The sequence below is a fragment of the Flavobacterium sp. RHBU_3 genome (genome assembly GCF_046613565.1).
Lineage (GTDB): Bacteria > Bacteroidota > Bacteroidia > Flavobacteriales > Flavobacteriaceae > Flavobacterium.
Window position 1 is genome coordinate 15,208 of sequence record NZ_JBKJHC010000002.1, and the last position, 17,111, is coordinate 32,318.

Annotated in this window: 16 protein-coding genes; 12 read left to right on the forward strand and 4 right to left on the reverse strand. The window is 39.6% G+C overall.

Annotation, left to right across the window (positions count from 1 at the left end):
- Nucleotides 1–23: 23 nt before the first annotated feature.
- Both ACLI1A_RS02325 and ACLI1A_RS02330 read left to right on the forward strand, forming a co-directional pair.
- Nucleotides 24–380, forward strand: coding sequence for a competence protein (locus ACLI1A_RS02325; RefSeq protein ID WP_411405681.1), 357 nt, complete (start codon nt 24–26; stop codon nt 378–380).
- 3 nt (nt 381–383) lie between these two features.
- Nucleotides 384–620, forward strand: a complete 237-nt coding sequence (locus ACLI1A_RS02330; RefSeq protein WP_411405683.1) for a DUF6327 family protein — start codon at nt 384–386, stop codon at nt 618–620.
- A gap of 230 nt (nt 621–850) precedes the next feature.
- On the opposite strand, the gene ACLI1A_RS02335 is transcribed toward ACLI1A_RS02330, so the two are convergent.
- Entirely contained in the window at nt 851–1,150 is a 300-nt protein-coding gene (locus ACLI1A_RS02335) for a hypothetical protein (RefSeq protein WP_411405685.1), read from the reverse strand.
- Nucleotides 1,151–1,244: 94 nt separating this feature from the next.
- A complete protein-coding gene (locus tag ACLI1A_RS02340; RefSeq protein WP_411406467.1) occupies nt 1,245–2,222 on the reverse strand; it encodes an SPFH domain-containing protein in 978 nt (325 codons plus the stop codon).
- Nucleotides 2,223–2,451: 229 nt separating this feature from the next.
- Here ACLI1A_RS02340 and ACLI1A_RS02345 point away from each other — a divergent pair, with 229 nt between their 5' ends.
- Nucleotides 2,452–2,949, forward strand: coding sequence for a hypothetical protein (locus ACLI1A_RS02345; RefSeq protein WP_411405687.1), 498 nt, complete (start codon nt 2,452–2,454; stop codon nt 2,947–2,949).
- Here ACLI1A_RS02345 and ACLI1A_RS02350 read toward each other — a convergent pair.
- Nucleotides 2,925–3,293: a hypothetical protein gene (locus tag ACLI1A_RS02350; RefSeq protein WP_411405689.1), complete on the reverse strand. Its 369-nt coding sequence runs from the start codon at nt 3,291–3,293 to the stop codon at nt 2,925–2,927. The two genes, ACLI1A_RS02345 and ACLI1A_RS02350, sit on opposite strands and share 25 nt — an antisense overlap.
- 52 nt (nt 3,294–3,345) lie before the next feature.
- On the opposite strand from ACLI1A_RS02350, the gene ACLI1A_RS02355 reads away from it, so the two are divergent.
- The gene (locus ACLI1A_RS02355) at nt 3,346–4,023 is read left to right on the forward strand and encodes a hypothetical protein (RefSeq protein WP_411405691.1); all 678 of its coding nucleotides are present in this window, start codon (nt 3,346–3,348) and stop codon (nt 4,021–4,023) included.
- A gap of 60 nt (nt 4,024–4,083) precedes the next feature.
- Here ACLI1A_RS02355 and gltX read toward each other — a convergent pair whose 3' ends face one another.
- Nucleotides 4,084–5,595: a glutamate--tRNA ligase gene (gene gltX, locus ACLI1A_RS02360; RefSeq protein ID WP_411405693.1), complete on the reverse strand. Its 1,512-nt coding sequence runs from the start codon at nt 5,593–5,595 to the stop codon at nt 4,084–4,086.
- A gap of 220 nt (nt 5,596–5,815) precedes the next feature.
- Between gltX and ACLI1A_RS02365 the strand changes: the two genes are divergently transcribed.
- From ACLI1A_RS02365 to ACLI1A_RS02400, 8 genes are all read left to right on the forward strand, one after another.
- Entirely contained in the window at nt 5,816–9,226 is a 3,411-nt protein-coding gene (locus ACLI1A_RS02365) for a hypothetical protein (protein ID WP_411405695.1), read from the forward strand.
- Nucleotides 9,219–9,638, forward strand: coding sequence for an rRNA maturation RNase YbeY (gene ybeY / locus ACLI1A_RS02370; protein WP_411405697.1), 420 nt, complete (start codon nt 9,219–9,221; stop codon nt 9,636–9,638). Before ACLI1A_RS02365 ends, ybeY begins: the two co-directional genes overlap by 8 nt.
- 133 nt (nt 9,639–9,771) lie before the next feature.
- Complete coding sequence (gene mnmG / locus ACLI1A_RS02375; RefSeq protein ID WP_411405699.1) at nt 9,772–11,643, forward strand: tRNA uridine-5-carboxymethylaminomethyl(34) synthesis enzyme MnmG; 1,872 nt, start codon at nt 9,772–9,774, stop codon at nt 11,641–11,643.
- An 11-nt stretch (nt 11,644–11,654) separates the two neighbouring features.
- Entirely contained in the window at nt 11,655–12,173 is a 519-nt protein-coding gene (locus tag ACLI1A_RS02380; RefSeq protein ID WP_411405701.1) for a hypothetical protein, read from the forward strand.
- Entirely contained in the window at nt 12,174–13,028 is an 855-nt protein-coding gene (locus ACLI1A_RS02385; protein ID WP_411405703.1) for a class I SAM-dependent methyltransferase, read from the forward strand.
- 235 nt (nt 13,029–13,263) lie between these two features.
- Entirely contained in the window at nt 13,264–13,851 is a 588-nt protein-coding gene (locus ACLI1A_RS02390; RefSeq protein WP_411405705.1) for an OmpH family outer membrane protein, read from the forward strand.
- Nucleotides 13,852–13,998: 147 nt separating this feature from the next.
- Complete coding sequence (locus tag ACLI1A_RS02395; RefSeq protein WP_411405707.1) at nt 13,999–16,272, forward strand: helix-turn-helix domain-containing protein; 2,274 nt, start codon at nt 13,999–14,001, stop codon at nt 16,270–16,272.
- 239 nt (nt 16,273–16,511) lie between these two features.
- Nucleotides 16,512–17,093 (forward strand): hypothetical protein, encoded by a 582-nt coding sequence (locus ACLI1A_RS02400; RefSeq protein WP_411405709.1) that lies wholly within the window; start codon nt 16,512–16,514, stop codon nt 17,091–17,093.
- Nucleotides 17,094–17,111: the final 18 nt, after the last annotated feature.

A 17,111-nucleotide genomic window follows, 5' to 3' on the forward strand; every position in this document is an offset into this window, starting at 1 on the left:
GTAAATAAAACCATATACCTGCCATGGCATTTGAAGAAATTAAGGAAAACGCAGAAGATCTTAAAAATGAAACCAAGAAACTTATAGACAGCAGTTTAGCGTATTATAAGTTATGGGCTTTTAAGATTTTAATGAAGAGCACTGCACAGATGCTCAAACTGTTTATGCTGGCTATAATGCTGGTTGTTATTACCTTGTTTTTTTCAATTGCCCTGGCTCTTGGTTTTGGTTATTGGCTAAATAATTTTGCATATGGTTTTCTCATAGTAGGGCTTATTTACCTAGTTATAGCCATTGTAATTTACAAAGTGCAGGACAAAATTGTAGAAAAGACTTTGCTTGCTAACTTTTCTAAAATATTCTTTAAAAAATACGACTAAGCCATGCAAACAAAAGTATACCGTAATTTTGAGGAAATAAACAAAGAGCTCGAGATACTAAAAGTAGAGCGTGACCTGGCGTATGCAAAGTTTAAGCGTAGTCTTGATACTACTAAAGAAAGCCTGGAACCCGGAAACATAATAGGGGAAACCCCTAAGATGATATTTAATGTACTGGGTACATTTTCCGGACCCATTAAAAATGCAGCTGTGAGTTGGCTGCTTAAAAAGATTTTTTAATTACTTTTTAAAAAGTAACTGTTTAGCTATCATTTCGATAGCTTTTTCTATATCTTAGTGGTATCAAATAACCAATTATATCATGGAAAAAACTATTAGTGATTTTAGCCCTGCATTATTTTTATGGGTGTTATTTATTGCTTCATTGACTGTAGGCATAGTGTTCCTTATTATTAAACTTATTAGAAAAGCATAAAATATAAAGGCTACCAATTGGTAGCCTTTATATTTTACTGGTCTTCTTTTTTCTTACGGTTTGCCATCTGCTTTTCTCTAAAAGCTTTTAGCTCATCCTTATCCAGGTACTTATCTTTGTTTGTGTCTATCTCATCAAACTTGTCTTTAAGCATAGGCCTTTCTGCTTTTGCAACTTCATCTTTGCTTAATTTTCCATCACCGTCTGCATCCAGTTTTTCAAACATTTTTTCGCCATTACGTTGTGGCTTTTCGGTGGTTTTATCCTGGGCAAATCCCGTAGCAGCAGTAAGTACACAACCCAGTACCATTGCCCTTAAAAGTGTATTTTTCATAAAATATAATTTATAGTTATCTATAAGACTTTACAATATGTAAATGGTTTAATATCAGTATAAAAAAAATGCTCCCCGAAGGAAGCATTTCATATTAGTCATTTGTTTCAGCTGTATTATCCGGCTGGTCTAAGTAAGGTTTATAGCCTGTATCAGTTTTCTTTTTAGAGGATTTCAGTTGTTCACTTACCTGGTTACTTGCCGCAAACGAAACTATCATATTGTTCAGCATATCGTTAGCTGCTTGTGGCGTGTTAGGGAGCAGAATAAGGTTACTGTTAGTATCGCTTCCTATAGCCTGAAGCGTATCATAATGTTGTGTAACTACTATAAGCGCAGAAGCTTCCTGGCTGTTAATGCCCACTTTGTTTAGTGTGTCTACACTCTCTACAAGGCCACGTGCTATCTCACGACGCTGGTCAGCAATACCTTGACCTTGCAGCCTTTTACTTTCAGCTTCAGCCTTGGCTTTTGCTACAATACGTATACGTTGTGCTTCTGCTTCATATTCGGCAGCAGCCTTTTCACGGTCGGCAGCGTTAATACGGTTCATGGCATTTTTTACCTGAGGATCCGGGTCTATATCGGTTATCAGTGTATTGATAATGTCGTAACCATAAGTAGTCATGGCTTCGTTTAGCTCTCGTTTTACGGCGATTGCTATATCGTCTTTACGCTCAAAAACGTCGTCGAGTTTCAGTTTAGGCACTTCGGCACGCACTACGTCAAATACGTAAGAAGTGATTTGGTCATGAGGATATTCCAGTTTATAAAATGCTTCATATACCTTGTCTTGAATTACCTTAAACTGTACCGAAACCTTCATTTTTACAAATACGTTTTCCTTGGTTTTGGTTTCAATAATTACATCAAGTTGTTGAATTCTCAGGTTGATACGGCCTGCCTGTTTGTCTACAATAGGTATTTTAAATTGTAAACCGGCATGACGAATGCTTTGGTATTTACCAAATCGTTCAATAATTACGGCGGTTTGTTGTTTAACGGTAAAAATACCTGTAAAGAGGATAATGAGGCCTATAAACAGTATAAAGCCTAAAAAAGCTGTTCCCATCATTGGAATTGGTTTTAATGTTATATGTAATTATACGCAAAAAAGCCAAGGTTGTTACATTATTAACGCGTTATTGTATATTTGCCGACAATCACCAATTATTACTTTATGTTTAAATTTTCACTGTACTGCCTGTTTTTACTGCCTTTTTTAGGTTTTTCTCAAGATGATGAACCGGAATACGATACTACACCAAGCTATTTGTATATCTCAGGTGGATTGAATTACTATGATTTTTCTTCCAAAGCATGGTGGTACGAAGAAGGAAGATGTTTATGCTTTTCAGAACTTTGATGTAATGTTTAATGGTAATTATTACGTTATACCTTACGAAGAAGATGAGTTTTATATGGGAGTACAGGGGGGGCCTTATTTTTCTATATTTTTTCAGAAGTTAGCCCCGGTAGGAGATGATGATTTCGCTGGAAGGGATTATGCTACAGGAATAGATAATGGTACTTTTAAAAACATGCCTGATACCAATTTTGGTGCTAACATTGGTATTTTCGGTGGGTATGAAGGGGTAAGGCTGGTACTACGGTATACAAGGGGATTTACTAATGCACTTCAGGGTGTACAGGCTAATGGATCCAACTTAAAAGGAACACTCAACAGTTTGTCATTAACCCTATACAAGGTGGTAAAACATAAAAGGGCTGTCTTAACCGACAGCCCTTTTGGTTTTATTCTATTTACAAATAGTTATTGTTTGGTGGTAAAACTATAAGTTTCGCCATAGCCTGTACCTATACTATTAGTTCCATAAGTTCTGTAGTAGTAAGTTTTGCCTGGGCTAAAGTAGTAAATTCTATAAACAAATGTAGCCATTCCTTCTCCCAATGGTATTTTGGTATCGTTTATAGTAGGTTTATCGGTAGTTGAAAAAACTATACCATATTCTGTTATATTTTGACCCATTTCGCATAGGGTTGAACCTCCTAAAATAGCTGATGTTGTTTTTATGTCTGTGGGTGCATAAGTGCGCATTAGGGGTTCTTCCTGCAATAGATTTTCTACCGAGCAACCTGTAAGAAAATAAAACGTAAATAACAGTAAATATATTTTTTTCATAGATGATTTTTATCCGCCAAAAATATGATATTTGCGCCAAAATGTTAAAACAATGAAACAATTTTTACTATTTACTTTTTTTTGTGTTGGAATTTCTGCCTTTGCACAGTATGATGATGATAGCGCTTTTGCAGTTATAGCGGGTACTAATCAGTACTATGCAAATACGAATTTTTTGTCATCCAAATCAAAAACCGGATTTACGTTAGGTATTGGAGATAACTTTTCGGTGTCTGATAATTCTTTTATTAGAGCTGAATTTACACTTTCGAGATTTTACATGGATTTCTTAGGAAGAGAAACTTCAACAAGTAACCCTCAATGGATATCTTTTTCTCTTGACAGAATAAATTTCAATGCCTTGTACCACTATAACTTTGTTAGTTTACTTAAGGGTGATATTGAAATTGGTGTTTCGGCTGGTGGCTCTATGGGCATGTTTACTGACTTCGTTTTGGAAGACGATTACAGGGAGGATTATTTATTAGATCCGTATGGTGCAGACCCCGAAGCATTAAAGATTGACGGAAATAGAAATTCCCTTTCTTTTAATTTTTTTGGTGTAGCCGGAATAGGTGCTCGTTACCGAAAATTTGAGCTAAATGTAAGATATCATAAAGGGCTTACAGACGTATACCGAAGTCTACCTGCATTTTCTGAATATGTAACACCAAAAGGAAAGGATGATTATTTAACTGCTACAGTGAATTTTTATTTATTTAGTTATTAAGCGCATATTATACTAAAAAGCCCCGATGTTAATTCGGGGCTTTTTTCATGTTAGATTTTTTTATAAAGTTTCAACAGCTTTGTTTATCCTGTTTATGGTTTCGGTTTTACCGATGATTTCCATTATATCGTATAAATGTGGCCCTTTTAAGTCGCCTACAAGGCTTAAACGTAGCGGAGCCATAACTTTACCTATTCCTATTCCTTTTTGTTCTACCCAGCCTTTTACAACGCTTTCTGTATTGGCAGAACTAAAGTCGGCAGTAGCTTCTAAGGTTGCTGCAAGTTCTGCAAGCAGGGTTCCGGTATCGGGTTTCCATTGTTTAGCTACTGCTTTTTCTTCGTAACTATCTGGTGTTACAAAGAAATAGCTTGTAAGATTCCACAGTTCTGATGCAAATGTAGCACGGTCTTTAACCAGTCCTATTATACGCGAAACGGTTTCGGCTGGTACATTAATTCCTTTTTCAAGCAGGGTAGGAGCAAACTGTTTTGCTATAGTATCGTTATCCTGTTTCTGGAAATACTGGTGATTAAACCAGGCATTCTTTTCAGGGTTAAATTTAGCTCCTGCCTTGTGCACCCTTTCCAGGTCAAATTGTTGAACCAGTTCATCCAGCGTAAACAATTCCTGTTCGGTACCCGGGTTCCAGCCCAGTAGCGCCAGGAAGTTGATAACAGCCTCCGGTAAAAAGCCCTGCTCACGGTAGCCCATAGATGCTGTACCATCGGCATTTTTCCACTCCAGTGGGAATACCGGGAAGCCCATTTTATCGCCATCGCGCTTGCTTAGCTTACCATTACCTATTGGCTTAAGAATAAGCGGCAGGTGGGCAAACTCAGGTGCATCCCAGCCAAATGCTTTGTAAAGCAATACGTGCAGCGGCATAGACGGTAACCATTCCTCACCACGAATAACATGGCTGGTTTCCATAAGGTGGTCGTCTACAATGTTAGCCAGGTGATAGGTAGGCATACCATCGCTTTTGTATAGTACTTTATCATCAAGCAGGTTGGTATCAAATTCTACTTCACCACGAATAATGTCGTTTAGCAATAGTTTTTCACCCACAGGAACTTTAAAACGGATTACATAGTGCTCACCATTGTTTATCCTTTTAGCTGTTTCTTCTTCCGAAAGGTTTAGTGAGTTATCCAGTGTTCCACGTGTGGTATGGTTATATATAAAAGTTTTTCCTTCGGCTTCTTCAGCTTTACGGGCTTCGTCAAGCGCTTCGGCAGTATCAAAAGCATAATACGCCCATCCACCTTCTATAAGTTGGGTAGCATATTGTCCGTATATTTCTTTACGTTCGCTTTGGCGGTACGGGCCAAATTTTTCATTCTTGCCCACACCCTCATCAAAAGGAATCCCCAGCCAGTTTAGTGCTTCCACTATGTATTCTTCGGCTCCGGGTACAAAACGGTTTTGGTCGGTATCTTCTACACGCAGGTAAAAGGTTCCGCCGTGTTTCTTGGCAAACAGATAATTAAATAACGCCGTACGTACACCGCCTATGTGTAGCGGGCCTGTAGGGCTTGGTGCAAAACGCACACGTACCGGTTTAGACATGATGTTGTAAATTTTTATGCAAAGATAGGTTTTTGAGGTGGATTTGTTAATTCGTGGATTTGTGTATTTGTCTGCAACGGAGTAATCATCAAATAAACGAATTAACAAATCCACGAATCCACTTCTTATGAACAATGTCTATCAAAAAAATCCGTTTTTACTAACGGGATAATTTGTACTTTTATCAGTTATTAACAACGGTAGTTAATTTATACACAATTTGGAAGCAAAAACCATCATATACGCCAAGCTCGAAGCCTTTATAAAGAAGTATTATACCAATGAAGTTATTCGTGGAACAATTTTCTTTACAGCGCTGGGATTACTTTATTTTATTGTAACCTTCCTTATAGAATATTTTTTGTGGCTGCCCGAAAAGGGGAGGACCACACTATTTTGGTTGTTTATAACCGTAGAGATTCTTTTACTTGGGCGTTTTATTTTGTTTCCGTTGTTTAAATTATTTAAGCTACAAAAGGGTATCGACTACAAACAGGCATCTGCTATTATTGGTAATCACTTTAGCGAAGTAAGTGATAAGCTTACCAATTTCCTGCAGCTGAATAATGAACCACAACAAAGCGAACTGCTCATTGCATCGATAGAGCAGAAGGCAAACAGCCTGCAGCCGGTACCGTTTACCAATGCCATTAATTTTAAAAAGAATGTTAAGTACATTCCGTATGCGGTAGTGCCGTTGTTGTTGCTACTGTTCTTTTTTATAAGCGGAAACGGCGAGGTTATAACTAACAGTTTTACTCGCGTTGTTAATTACGACAAACATTATGCACCACCGGCACCGTTTGAATTTATTGTTGTTAATAAACAGTTGATGGCACAACAAGATACCGATTTTTTACTTGAGGTGAAAACTGTAGGTAATGTGGTTCCCGAAAATGCCATGATAGCTATTGGTGATGAACAGTATTATCTTGAAAACATTAAGCCCGGTGTATTTGCATACCGATTTGAGAAACCTACAAAAGCCATAAGCTTTCAGCTTTCGGCTAATAACGTAAATAGTAAACCTTATGAGCTTGAGGTGGTGGCTGTACCTACCATTGCAAACTTCGAAATGGTATTGCAGTTCCCGTCGTATCTTGGTAAAAAGAATGAAGTGGTTAAGGGTACCGGTAATGCTATAGTGCCGGAAGGTACTAAGGTAACCTGGAAAATTGATGCCCTGGCTACTTCAAATGTGCAATGGTTGGCCAATGATGCTGCTTCTAATTTCAATAATAACGATAACAGCTTTAGTTTCAGTAAAAATATACTTCAAAATACAGAATATCAAATCCTTACATCAAATAATAAGGTAAAAAACCACGAAAAGTTGCAATATCAGATCTCTACCATTAAAGATCAGTATCCTACCATTAGCGTACAGGCTGCTCCTGATAGTTTAAAGCTGAAAAAAGATATTGTACTGGGTCAGCTTAGTGATGATAACGGTTTAAACAAACTGCAAATTGTATACTACCCTCAGGATAATCCTGCCAATGCCAAGCGTGGAACATTACCTATTAAGAAAGGTACGGTAGACCGTTTTTATTACAGCTTCCCTGAAGGCCTATCCATTAAAGAAGGTGTGGTATACGAATATTATTTTGAGGTTTTTGATAACGATGCTGTACACGGGTTTAAGAGTACAAAGTCGTCTGTGTTTTCACACAAAGAACTTACAGAGGAGGAACAACAGGAGAAGGCGCTTCAGGACCAAAACAACAGTATTGGCAATATGGAGAAATCTATAAAAAGCCAAAACAAACAAAATGCCGAACTGGACAAGCTTCAGAAAATGGGTAAGGAAAAGAGTGAGCTTGATTTTAAAGACCAAAAGAAAGTACAGGATTTTATAAACAGGCAACAAATGCTTGAAGAACGCAAGCAGGAACTAAGCAAAGAGCTAAAGGAAAACCTTGAAAAATTCCTACCAGAAAAGAAGGATGAGTTTAAGGAAGAACTGATGAAGCGTCTTGAAAAAAACGAAAAAGAGTCGGAGAAAAACCAGAAGCTTCTTGACGAATTAGAGAAACTTACAAATAAACTTCAGGAGGAAGAACTGTTTGATAAGGTTGATAAACTGAAACAGCAGAGCAAAGACCAAACTAAAAACCTGGAGCAACTTGTAGAACTTACCAAGCGTTTTTACGTAGAAAAGAAAGCAGAACAAATTGCTGAAAAACTAAACCAGCTTGGTGAAAAGCAAGACAAGCTTGCCGAAGATAAAGACAATAATGCTAAAGAGCAAAGCGACCTTAACAAGGAGTTTGATAAGCTTCAAAAGGAAATGCGTGAACTGGATAAGCAAAACCAGGAGCTTAAAAAACCAATGGATATTCCTACAGATGAAAAGCAGGAGCAGAGCATCGAGCAGGATATGAAGGATGCCCAAGAGGAACTTCAAAAACAAGGGAGCGATCAAAAAAGCAAACAGAGTAAAGCTAAACCTAAGCAAAAGAATGCTGCCAATAAAATGAAGCAAATGGGTAACCAAATGCAAATGCAGATGGAAGGTGGGGAGCAGGAACAACTGGAAGAAGATGTGAAAACACTGCGTCAGATACTGGATAACCTGCTTGAATATTCCTTCTCTCAGGAGGATGTAATGGGTCAGTTTAAAAATGCAGGTAGCCGCAATGCTAACTTTGCTAAGTACCTTAAAAAACAACAAGATTTAAAAATACAGTTTGGACACGTTGACGACAGCCTTTTTGCCATGTCGCTTCGTAACCCGCGTATCTCAGAACAGATAACTAAGGAGGTAGGTAATGTGCATTATTATGTAGATAAAGCCCTTGATGATCTTGCTGAAAATATAGTTCCGAGAGGTGTAAGTAACCAACAGTTTGCTATAACTTCTGCTAATAAACTTGCCGATTTCCTTAGTGATGCCCTTAACAACATGCAGATGCAAATGCAGGGTATGGGTAGCGGAAAAGGTAAGGGTAAAGGCCAGTCGCAGGGTAAAGAAATCCAACTTTCAGACATTATCCAGAAACAACAGGGACTGTCTCAAAAAATGCAGCAGGGTATGCAGCAGGGACAGGGCAAAGGAAATGAAGGTGAGCAAAAGCAGGATGGTGAAGGAAAGAAAGATGGTGGCAAAAAAGAAGGAGGGAAGCAACCGGGTGGCAAAGAAGGCGGACAAAAACCAGGCTCCCAAGGCAAAGGCCAGGGACAGGGAGGTCAGGGTGATGGTGACGGCAATGATGGTGAAGGAAATGCCGAACGTGTTCTGGAAATCTATAAAGAACAGCAGAAACTTCGTGAACAGCTACAACAATTGTTAGACAAAACCGGTATGGGTGGTAATGGACAGAATGCATTGCGCCAAATGAAAGAGATAGAAAAACAATTACTGGATAAAGGTTTCAAGAATGAAACATTACAACGTATGCAAAACCTTAAACAGGAATTGCTAAAACTAGATAAGGCTACGCTGCAGCAGGGTCAGGATAATAAAAGACAAAGTGAAACCAATAAAAAGGAGTTAAATAACACGTCTAATGAACTTCCTGAATCACTGAAAGAATATTTAAATAGTGTAGAGATATTAAACAGACAACCACTACCTTTGCGCCCGAATTTTAATCAAAAGGTTCAAACTTATTTTAAAAACAATGATTAGTTTTAATTACGAGACCGATTTCCAGATTGAAAACGAAGAACAGTATGAGAACTGGATTTCGGAAGTTATAGATAGCGAGGATAAGACTGAAGGCGAAATCAATTACATTTTTTGTGATGACGCCTATCTTCTTGAAAAGAATATTGAGTTTTTAAACCACGATACACTTACCGATATTATCAGTTTCGATTATACTATGGGTAATCTTATCAGTGGAGATATTTTTATTTCTGTTGAACGCGTGCGCGAAAACGCAGCAGATTTTAAGGTTGAGTTTGAAGAAGAATTGCGCAGGGTTATGGTTCACGGCGTGCTTCACTATTGCGGTTATAAAGATAAAAGCGAAGCCGACGAGCAGTTAATGCGTGCTAAAGAAGAAGAAAAAATGAAGCTGTTCCACGTGGAACAGTAACTTAATTACTTTGTTTAATTCTGGATTTGTTCCACGTGGAACTTTTCCGGATGCTTTAATATCGTGTTCCACGTGGAACACGAGAAATAAATAAAATAAATCTGTTCCACGTGGAACAAAAGAAAGGAATATAATGTTTCAGGATGTATATGATGTAATTGTAGTAGGTGCAGGGCACGCAGGCAGCGAAGCTGCTGCGGCAGCAGCCAATATGGGTTGTAGTACGCTACTGGTTACAATGAGTCTACAAAATATAGCCCAAATGTCATGCAACCCCGCAATGGGTGGTATAGCAAAAGGGCAGATTGTTCGCGAGATTGATGCGCTTGGTGGATACAGTGGAATCGTAACTGATAAGACTGCGATCCAATTCAAAATGCTGAACAAAAGTAAAGGCCCTGCTATGTGGAGCCCGCGCGCGCAGAGCGACCGTATGCGTTTTGCAGAAGAGTGGAGGTTGATGCTGGAGGGTACGCGTAATCTTGATTTTTACCAGGAAATGGTAAAAGGATTGATTATAGAGAATGGAGAAGTAAAAGGAATTAAAACCTCGCTTGGAATCGAAATTAAAGCCAAAACAGTGGTGTTAACAAACGGCACATTTCTGAATGGGTTAATCCATATTGGGGAAAAACAGTTTGGCGGCGGCAGGGCAGGAGAGAGTGCTTCGTACGGTATTACGGAAGATTTGGTTGCAGCCGGATTTACTGTGGGTAGAATGAAGACCGGTACCCCTCCACGTGTAGACGGTCGTTCGCTTGACTATAGTAAAATGATAGAACAGCCCGGTGATGTAAATCCTGATAAGTTTTCGTACCTGGATGTAACCAAGCCGTTAGTGGAGCAGCGTTCGTGCTTTATGACGTATACCAGTAATGAAGTGCACGATTTACTTCGCGAAGGATTTGATCGTTCGCCTATGTTTAACGGTAGGATAAAAAGCCTTGGTCCGCGATACTGTCCGTCTATAGAAGATAAGATAAACCGTTTTGCAGATAAAGACCGCCACCAGATATTCGTGGAGCCGGAAGGCTGGAATACGGTGGAAGTTTACGTAAACGGATTCAGCACCTCCCTTCCGGAGGATGTTCAGTTTAAAGCGCTGCGTAGTGTAGCCGGTTTTGAGAATGTAAAATTCTTCCGTCCGGGTTATGCTATTGAATACGATTATTTCCCGCCTACGCAGCTTAAGCATACGCTTGAAACAAAATTAGTAGATGGCCTTTTCTTTGCGGGACAAATTAACGGCACTACCGGTTATGAAGAAGCGGCTGCACAAGGATTGATGGCCGGTATTAATGCTGCACTTAAAGTTCAGGAAAAGGAATCGCTAATTCTTAAGCGGAACGAAGCCTATATTGGTGTACTTATTGACGACCTTATTACAAAGGGAACTGAAGAGCCTTACAGGATGTTTACCTCACGTGCGGAATATCGCACATTGCTGCGTCAGGATAATGCTGATTTCAGGCTTACGCCTATGTCGCACGCTATAGGGCTTGCTTCAGACGAGCGTTTGCGAAGAATGGAATACAAGCAAGAGAAAAGTGAGGCGTTTGTAAACTTCTTTAAGGAAACGAGTGTTACCGTTGCTGAAACGAATCCGATACTTGAATCTAAAGAATCTGCACCGATTTCTCAGCCAGATAAAATGTTTAAAGTATTCTCTCGTCCGCAAATTGAATTAGTGGATATTCTGAAATTTGAAAAAGTACAAGAATATATTGCTGAACATAATCTTGACAGGGAAGTTATAGAGCAGGCTGAAGTACAGGTCAAATATTCTGGTTATATCGAAAAAGAAAAAAATAACGCCGACAAGCTGAATAGGCTGGAGGATGTGAAAATTCCTGAAAACTTTGATTACGATAAAATAAAGTCGCTTTCTTATGAAGCGCGTGAGAAAATGAAAAAGATTCGTCCGGTTACCATTTCGCAGGCATCACGCATTAGCGGTGTTACCCCGGCAGACGTTTCTGTACTATTAATCCATATGGGTCGTTAATTATGTTTCACGTGGAACGTTCTAATAAAATAAAAGGACTGTTTTTTAAACAGGCCCTTTTGGTGTTTATGGCTGCCATGTTACTTACATCATGCGGAACTACCCGCCATAGTGTAGAAATTGATGATTATGTGCTGATGGAAGGAGGGAAAAAAGTTTTGGGTAAGGAAGAAGGGCTTACTGCCTTTGTTTTTGAGAATAATCCCCGAAAAATTCCATTTGTGCAGTTTGTAGCGGATAAATATGAGGTGGGCAAATATGTAGACGTTTCATACTGGGTAAACGTTGAGGGACACCGCCTGAAAGTTTTAGTCTACGACTACGACGAATTACAAAAATATTTCGATATGGGCCAGTTTATGGTTACCAAACAAGAAAATGATGTAAACGTGGTAGGTTCAAAGGAACACTTCATAGGACTCTCGGTTATAAATAACGCAAATGAGGACTGCCTGCAGCCAAATTCACTTTTTCATCAGGTAGCTATTAATTACCTTACAAAACTTAAAGAAGAATACAATAATCTATAAATGGATTTTAAAGACCACAACATTTACATTACTGTAAAAGACCACTCTGTTTCCGGGGAAACTTTTGACTTATTGCTGGATAAAGACCTTGAACTTTTAAAAACGCATCCGCAACCTGCACTGGAAAACCTCGGTAGGTACTACGAAAGCGACGATTACATTTCGCATACCGATGGTAAACGTTCACTTTTTGAAAAACTGTACCATACTGTAAAACAAAAAGCACTTCGCGATAAAATAAGCCTGGTGCAGAAATTTAAGCCTTTAAAAGGCGATTTGTTAGACATAGGCGCCGGTACAGGCGATTTTTTGGTTGTAGCAAAGGCCAGCGGTTGGAATATAACCGGAGTAGAGCCCAGTGAAAAGGCAAGGAGCATTGCAAAAGGCAAAGGCGTGCCGTTTACAGCCGATTTACAGGAGATCCCGTCGCACAGCAAGGATGTAATTACCATGTGGCACGTACTGGAACATGTGCCCGATGTGGAAGCACAAATTACAGAACTCAAGCGTATTTTAAAACCCGACGGAGTTTTGGTTATCGCTGTACCGAATTATAAATCGCATGATGCGCAATATTACGGTGCTTTTTGGGCAGCTTATGATGTGCCGAGGCACCTTTGGCATTTTAGTAAAACTTCGATAAAAAAACTTTTTGGGCGACAGGAAATGGATCTTGTAGAAATTTTGCCAATGAAATTTGACAGTTTTTATGTGAGCCTCCTTTCGGAAAAGTACAAAACCGGAAAAATGAATTTTGTGGGCGGATTTTGGCGCGGATTGGTGTCAAACCTTAAAGCGGCCAAAAATTTCGAATATTCATCGCATATTTACGTCTTAAAAAACGCTAAAAACTAAAATAAGCCTGTTTTTCGGGCTTTTTTATGTTAGAATGTGCGATTGGGCTACCTTTTTTTGAAATTGCCTTAAATCGCTTTATTTGAGGTCGGTTTTGATTGAAAGTATTTATGTGGTTTTTGCTTTTTGATAGCAAAAATTTATTGCCTCAAAAATTGAAATAAGTGCCATGTTTTTGGTACATAAAACGGAATTATTATTTTTACCAAAATTTTTAAACCTCTAATTTCAGAAAATGAAAAAAACATTAGTTATAGCAGCTGCCATGATTTCGCTTGTAGCCTGCAACAAAGAAGGTGGTGCTACAGCTTCAGGATTTAAAACTGCTTATGTAGATACTTCTAAGCTTATAGAGAAATCAGATGAGCTAAAAGACCTTGAAGATAAGGCTAAGGTTAAAGAGCAGGAAATGGGCCGCGAGCTTCAGACGGATGCTGAACAACTAAGGCTTGAAGCTGCTGCTGCTGAAGGCGAAGCACGTACAAAGGGTATGGAGTGGGCACAGCTAAAAGGCCAGCAACTACAAAAAAGACAGCAAGAACTTAGCGTAAAACAGCAGACTTTCCAGGAAGAATTTGCTAAAGAGTTTGGCGTAAAACGCGATACAGTTGTAAGCCAGATTAAAAAAGTAATCAAAGAATACGGCAAGAAAAAAGGGTACGATTACATTTATGGTACCGGCGATGCTGCTTCTGTACTTTATGCTAAAGAAGGTTATGATGTTACAGATGAGATACTTAAAGAAATAAACGATAAGTACAAGTCTACAAAAGGCAGCACTGAACCGGCGAAAGCTGAACCGGCTAAAGAAGAAAAGAAATAAAATAGTTCAAAACTATATATCCAAAAGGGCAACCATAACGGTTGCCCTTTTCTTATTTTTGACAAATAATTGAACGCAAAAATATTTTGCTTAAATTATTATTTTCTTATATAATTGATTATTTTCGTAATTTAGAAACCAATCACAATGCAAACCCGTTCATCTACAGCAGAATATGCGCTGCGATTTATAAACCAAACCAACCGTTGTGTGTTCCTTACCGGTAAGGCCGGTACGGGTAAAACCACATTGCTTAAGGAGATTATCCGTACTACACAGAAGAATGTGGTGGTGGTGGCTCCTACGGGTATTGCTGCGCTTAATGCAGGGGGGGTTACCATACACAGTATGTTCCAGTTGCCGTTTTCGGGTTTTTTACCTACACACAACCAGGATTTTATTTCTGAAAATGTACGTTTTGAAAACAAGTCAACTCTTAAAAGGCATTTTGTAATGCGCGGTGAAAAGAAAGCCGTAATACAAAACATGGAGCTCCTGGTTATAGATGAAGTAAGTATGCTGCGTGCTGATTTGCTGGATGCTATAGACTACGCATTACGTAACATCCGTCAGCGCAATACGCCTTACGGCGGGGTTCAGGTTCTTTTTATAGGAGATTTACTACAGTTACCTCCTGTTGTTAAAAATGAAGAGTGGGCGGTATTGCAGCGTTTTTATAGGGGTAAGTATTTCTTTCACAGCCATGTGGTACAGCAAGACCCACCTTTGTACATAGAGCTGGATAAGATTTACCGCCAGAGCGATGAGCGTTTTATAGGCGTGCTGAACAACCTGCGTAATAATGTCATTACCAAAGATGACCTTGCGGTACTGAATGAATTTGTAAAGCCAGGCTTTAACCTGAAGAACCACCCAGGCTATATAACGCTTACAACACACAACGCCAAGGCCGACACCATGAACGCCCAGGCACTAGATGACCTTGAAGGTAAAGAATATACCTACCTACCTGAAATTGTGGGTGAATTTCCGGAGAAGATTTTCCCCGTGGAACAACTCCTGAAATTAAAAGTGGGAGCACAGGTGATGTTTATAAAAAACGATCTTTCACCTGAGAAAAGGTATTTCAACGGGAAGATAGGCATGGTAAAATCGCTGACTGAAAGTGAAATACTCGTGCATTTCCCGGACGACAATGTTACTATTGCCGTAGAGAAATACGAATGGGAAAACGTGCGCTACACCGTAGACGAGAACACCAAGGAGGTAAAAGAAGAAGTACTGGGCACTTTTGTACACTATCCGCTGCGCTTGGCGTGGGCCATAACCGTGCACAAGAGCCAGGGATTAACGTTTGACAAAGCTGTGCTTGATGTAAGCCAGATTTTCATGCCGGGGCAGGCCTATGTAGCTCTTTCGCGTTTGCGTTCGTTAGAGGGGCTTATTTTGCTTTCTCCGATGCGAATGAACGGTATTAGTAACGATGAAGACGTTATGGAGTATGCCCAGGGTAGGGCAGAGGAAGACGAACTTGAAGCGTCGTTGCGTAAAGAAACCCTTGGTTTTGCGCTTAGGTATCTTAAGGACAGCTTTTTATGGGACAACCTTGCCCGCCAATGGCAGCAGCACAAAGTAAGCTATGGCGGTGAGGGTGAAAAAAGCGTGAAGAAGCCCCATGCGCAATGGGCTCGACAGCAGGAAGACCGTATTTACAGCCTGATGGACGCGTCGGGTAAATTCTTAAATCAACTCGACCGTATATTTAGTGCTGATAACGTGGATGTTAATTTTGTAAAAGAGCGTGTTACGGCAGCGGTGAATTATTTCTACCCTACAATGGACAGCATAGCTACAAGCCTGTACAGCAAAATGCTGGAGGTACGCAGGCTGAAACGTTCTAAAGCTTTTTTTGGTGAACTGACTGAGCTGGAACAAATGCAAACCACTGTAGTGCTGAAAATGCTGCGCGCCCGTAAGCTTGCCGAAGTACTGGCCGCCGGGGAAAGTATAGATAAAGACAGCCTTAATACTCCTGAAATACAAACGTATAAGTCCGATAAAATTGCTGCCCTTGCAGAAATTATGAAGCAAAACCCGGTAGCGCTGGTGGAAGATGACGAGGACGATTATGAAGAGGAGCGTTACATGCCCAAAAAGAAAACGGCAGAGAAGAAAAAGTCCACGCTGGATGAAACTTTTGAGCTATGGCAGCAAAAACTAAGCATTAAAGAGATTGCCGGTGCACGGAAACTCACTGAAACCACCATACAAAGCCATTTAGCAGGCCTTATACAGGCCGGAAAGATAAAAATAGAGGAGGTGTTGCCGGAAGATAAAATCGTGGCGCTGGCAAAGGCTTTTGAAGGCTATACCGAAACCGCCCTGGGTCCGCTTAAGGAAAAGTACGGCGACGAGTTTACTTACGGCGAACTGCGACTGTACCAGGCAACGATTAAGTAAGCTGATGTGTTGATGCGTGTATTAGCCTTTACTTTATTCATTTGAAAACGAGTTTTTTTGTAATTCATCAATATTATCGCGCTTAAAATCGTACATCAAGAAAACGCATCCTTCAACGGTTTAATTAACAAAGCTTTAACAGGAGGTTTTTTAAAAGTTTAATTAATTCGCTTAATTACAGTTACTTAATCTATAAGTGCAATGATGTGTGTTAGTTACTAACTTTAAATTTCCAATCCATGAAAAATGCATTTTACCTCATGCTGGCTGCATTGGCTTTTGTTGGTTGTAGTACAGATAAAGAGTTTAATACAAGCGAAGAAGGCCTGAGTTTGAAAAATAGGATTGAGGAGAATAGCGATAAGGGCGCCATACCTGTAGATTCGGAAATCAATAAAGTTTCTTCGGGGGAGATAAAGCCGGGATCGTTATCGGAAATGATTGATCTGTACCAGATTGACACCCAAAAATCGGAAGGGACCGCCTACGATACTAATTTAAAAAACAGGTGGCTGTTTAGTATATATAAACCGCTTTTAAGCGGGGAAGCTACTGAGGAGGAGAAGAAATTCTTTATTCAGGAACAATTGAAGATGGAACATAACCTTCCGCACATAGCCAATTTTTATAAGCTGCTATCCATTACATCCGGAATTAGCGAAGCTGAAAAAGAAGCTATTTGCAGCCGTTTTAAGGAAAACAATGATGCCGCGATTGCTGATATACAATGGCACACCGCTGAAGAAAAAAAGCAAAAACAAACGGAGTTGTTACTGGCAGGCCGAAACTACTGGCTCCTAAAAAATGCGGTTAAGAAATAAAACAAGATACTTTTCGAA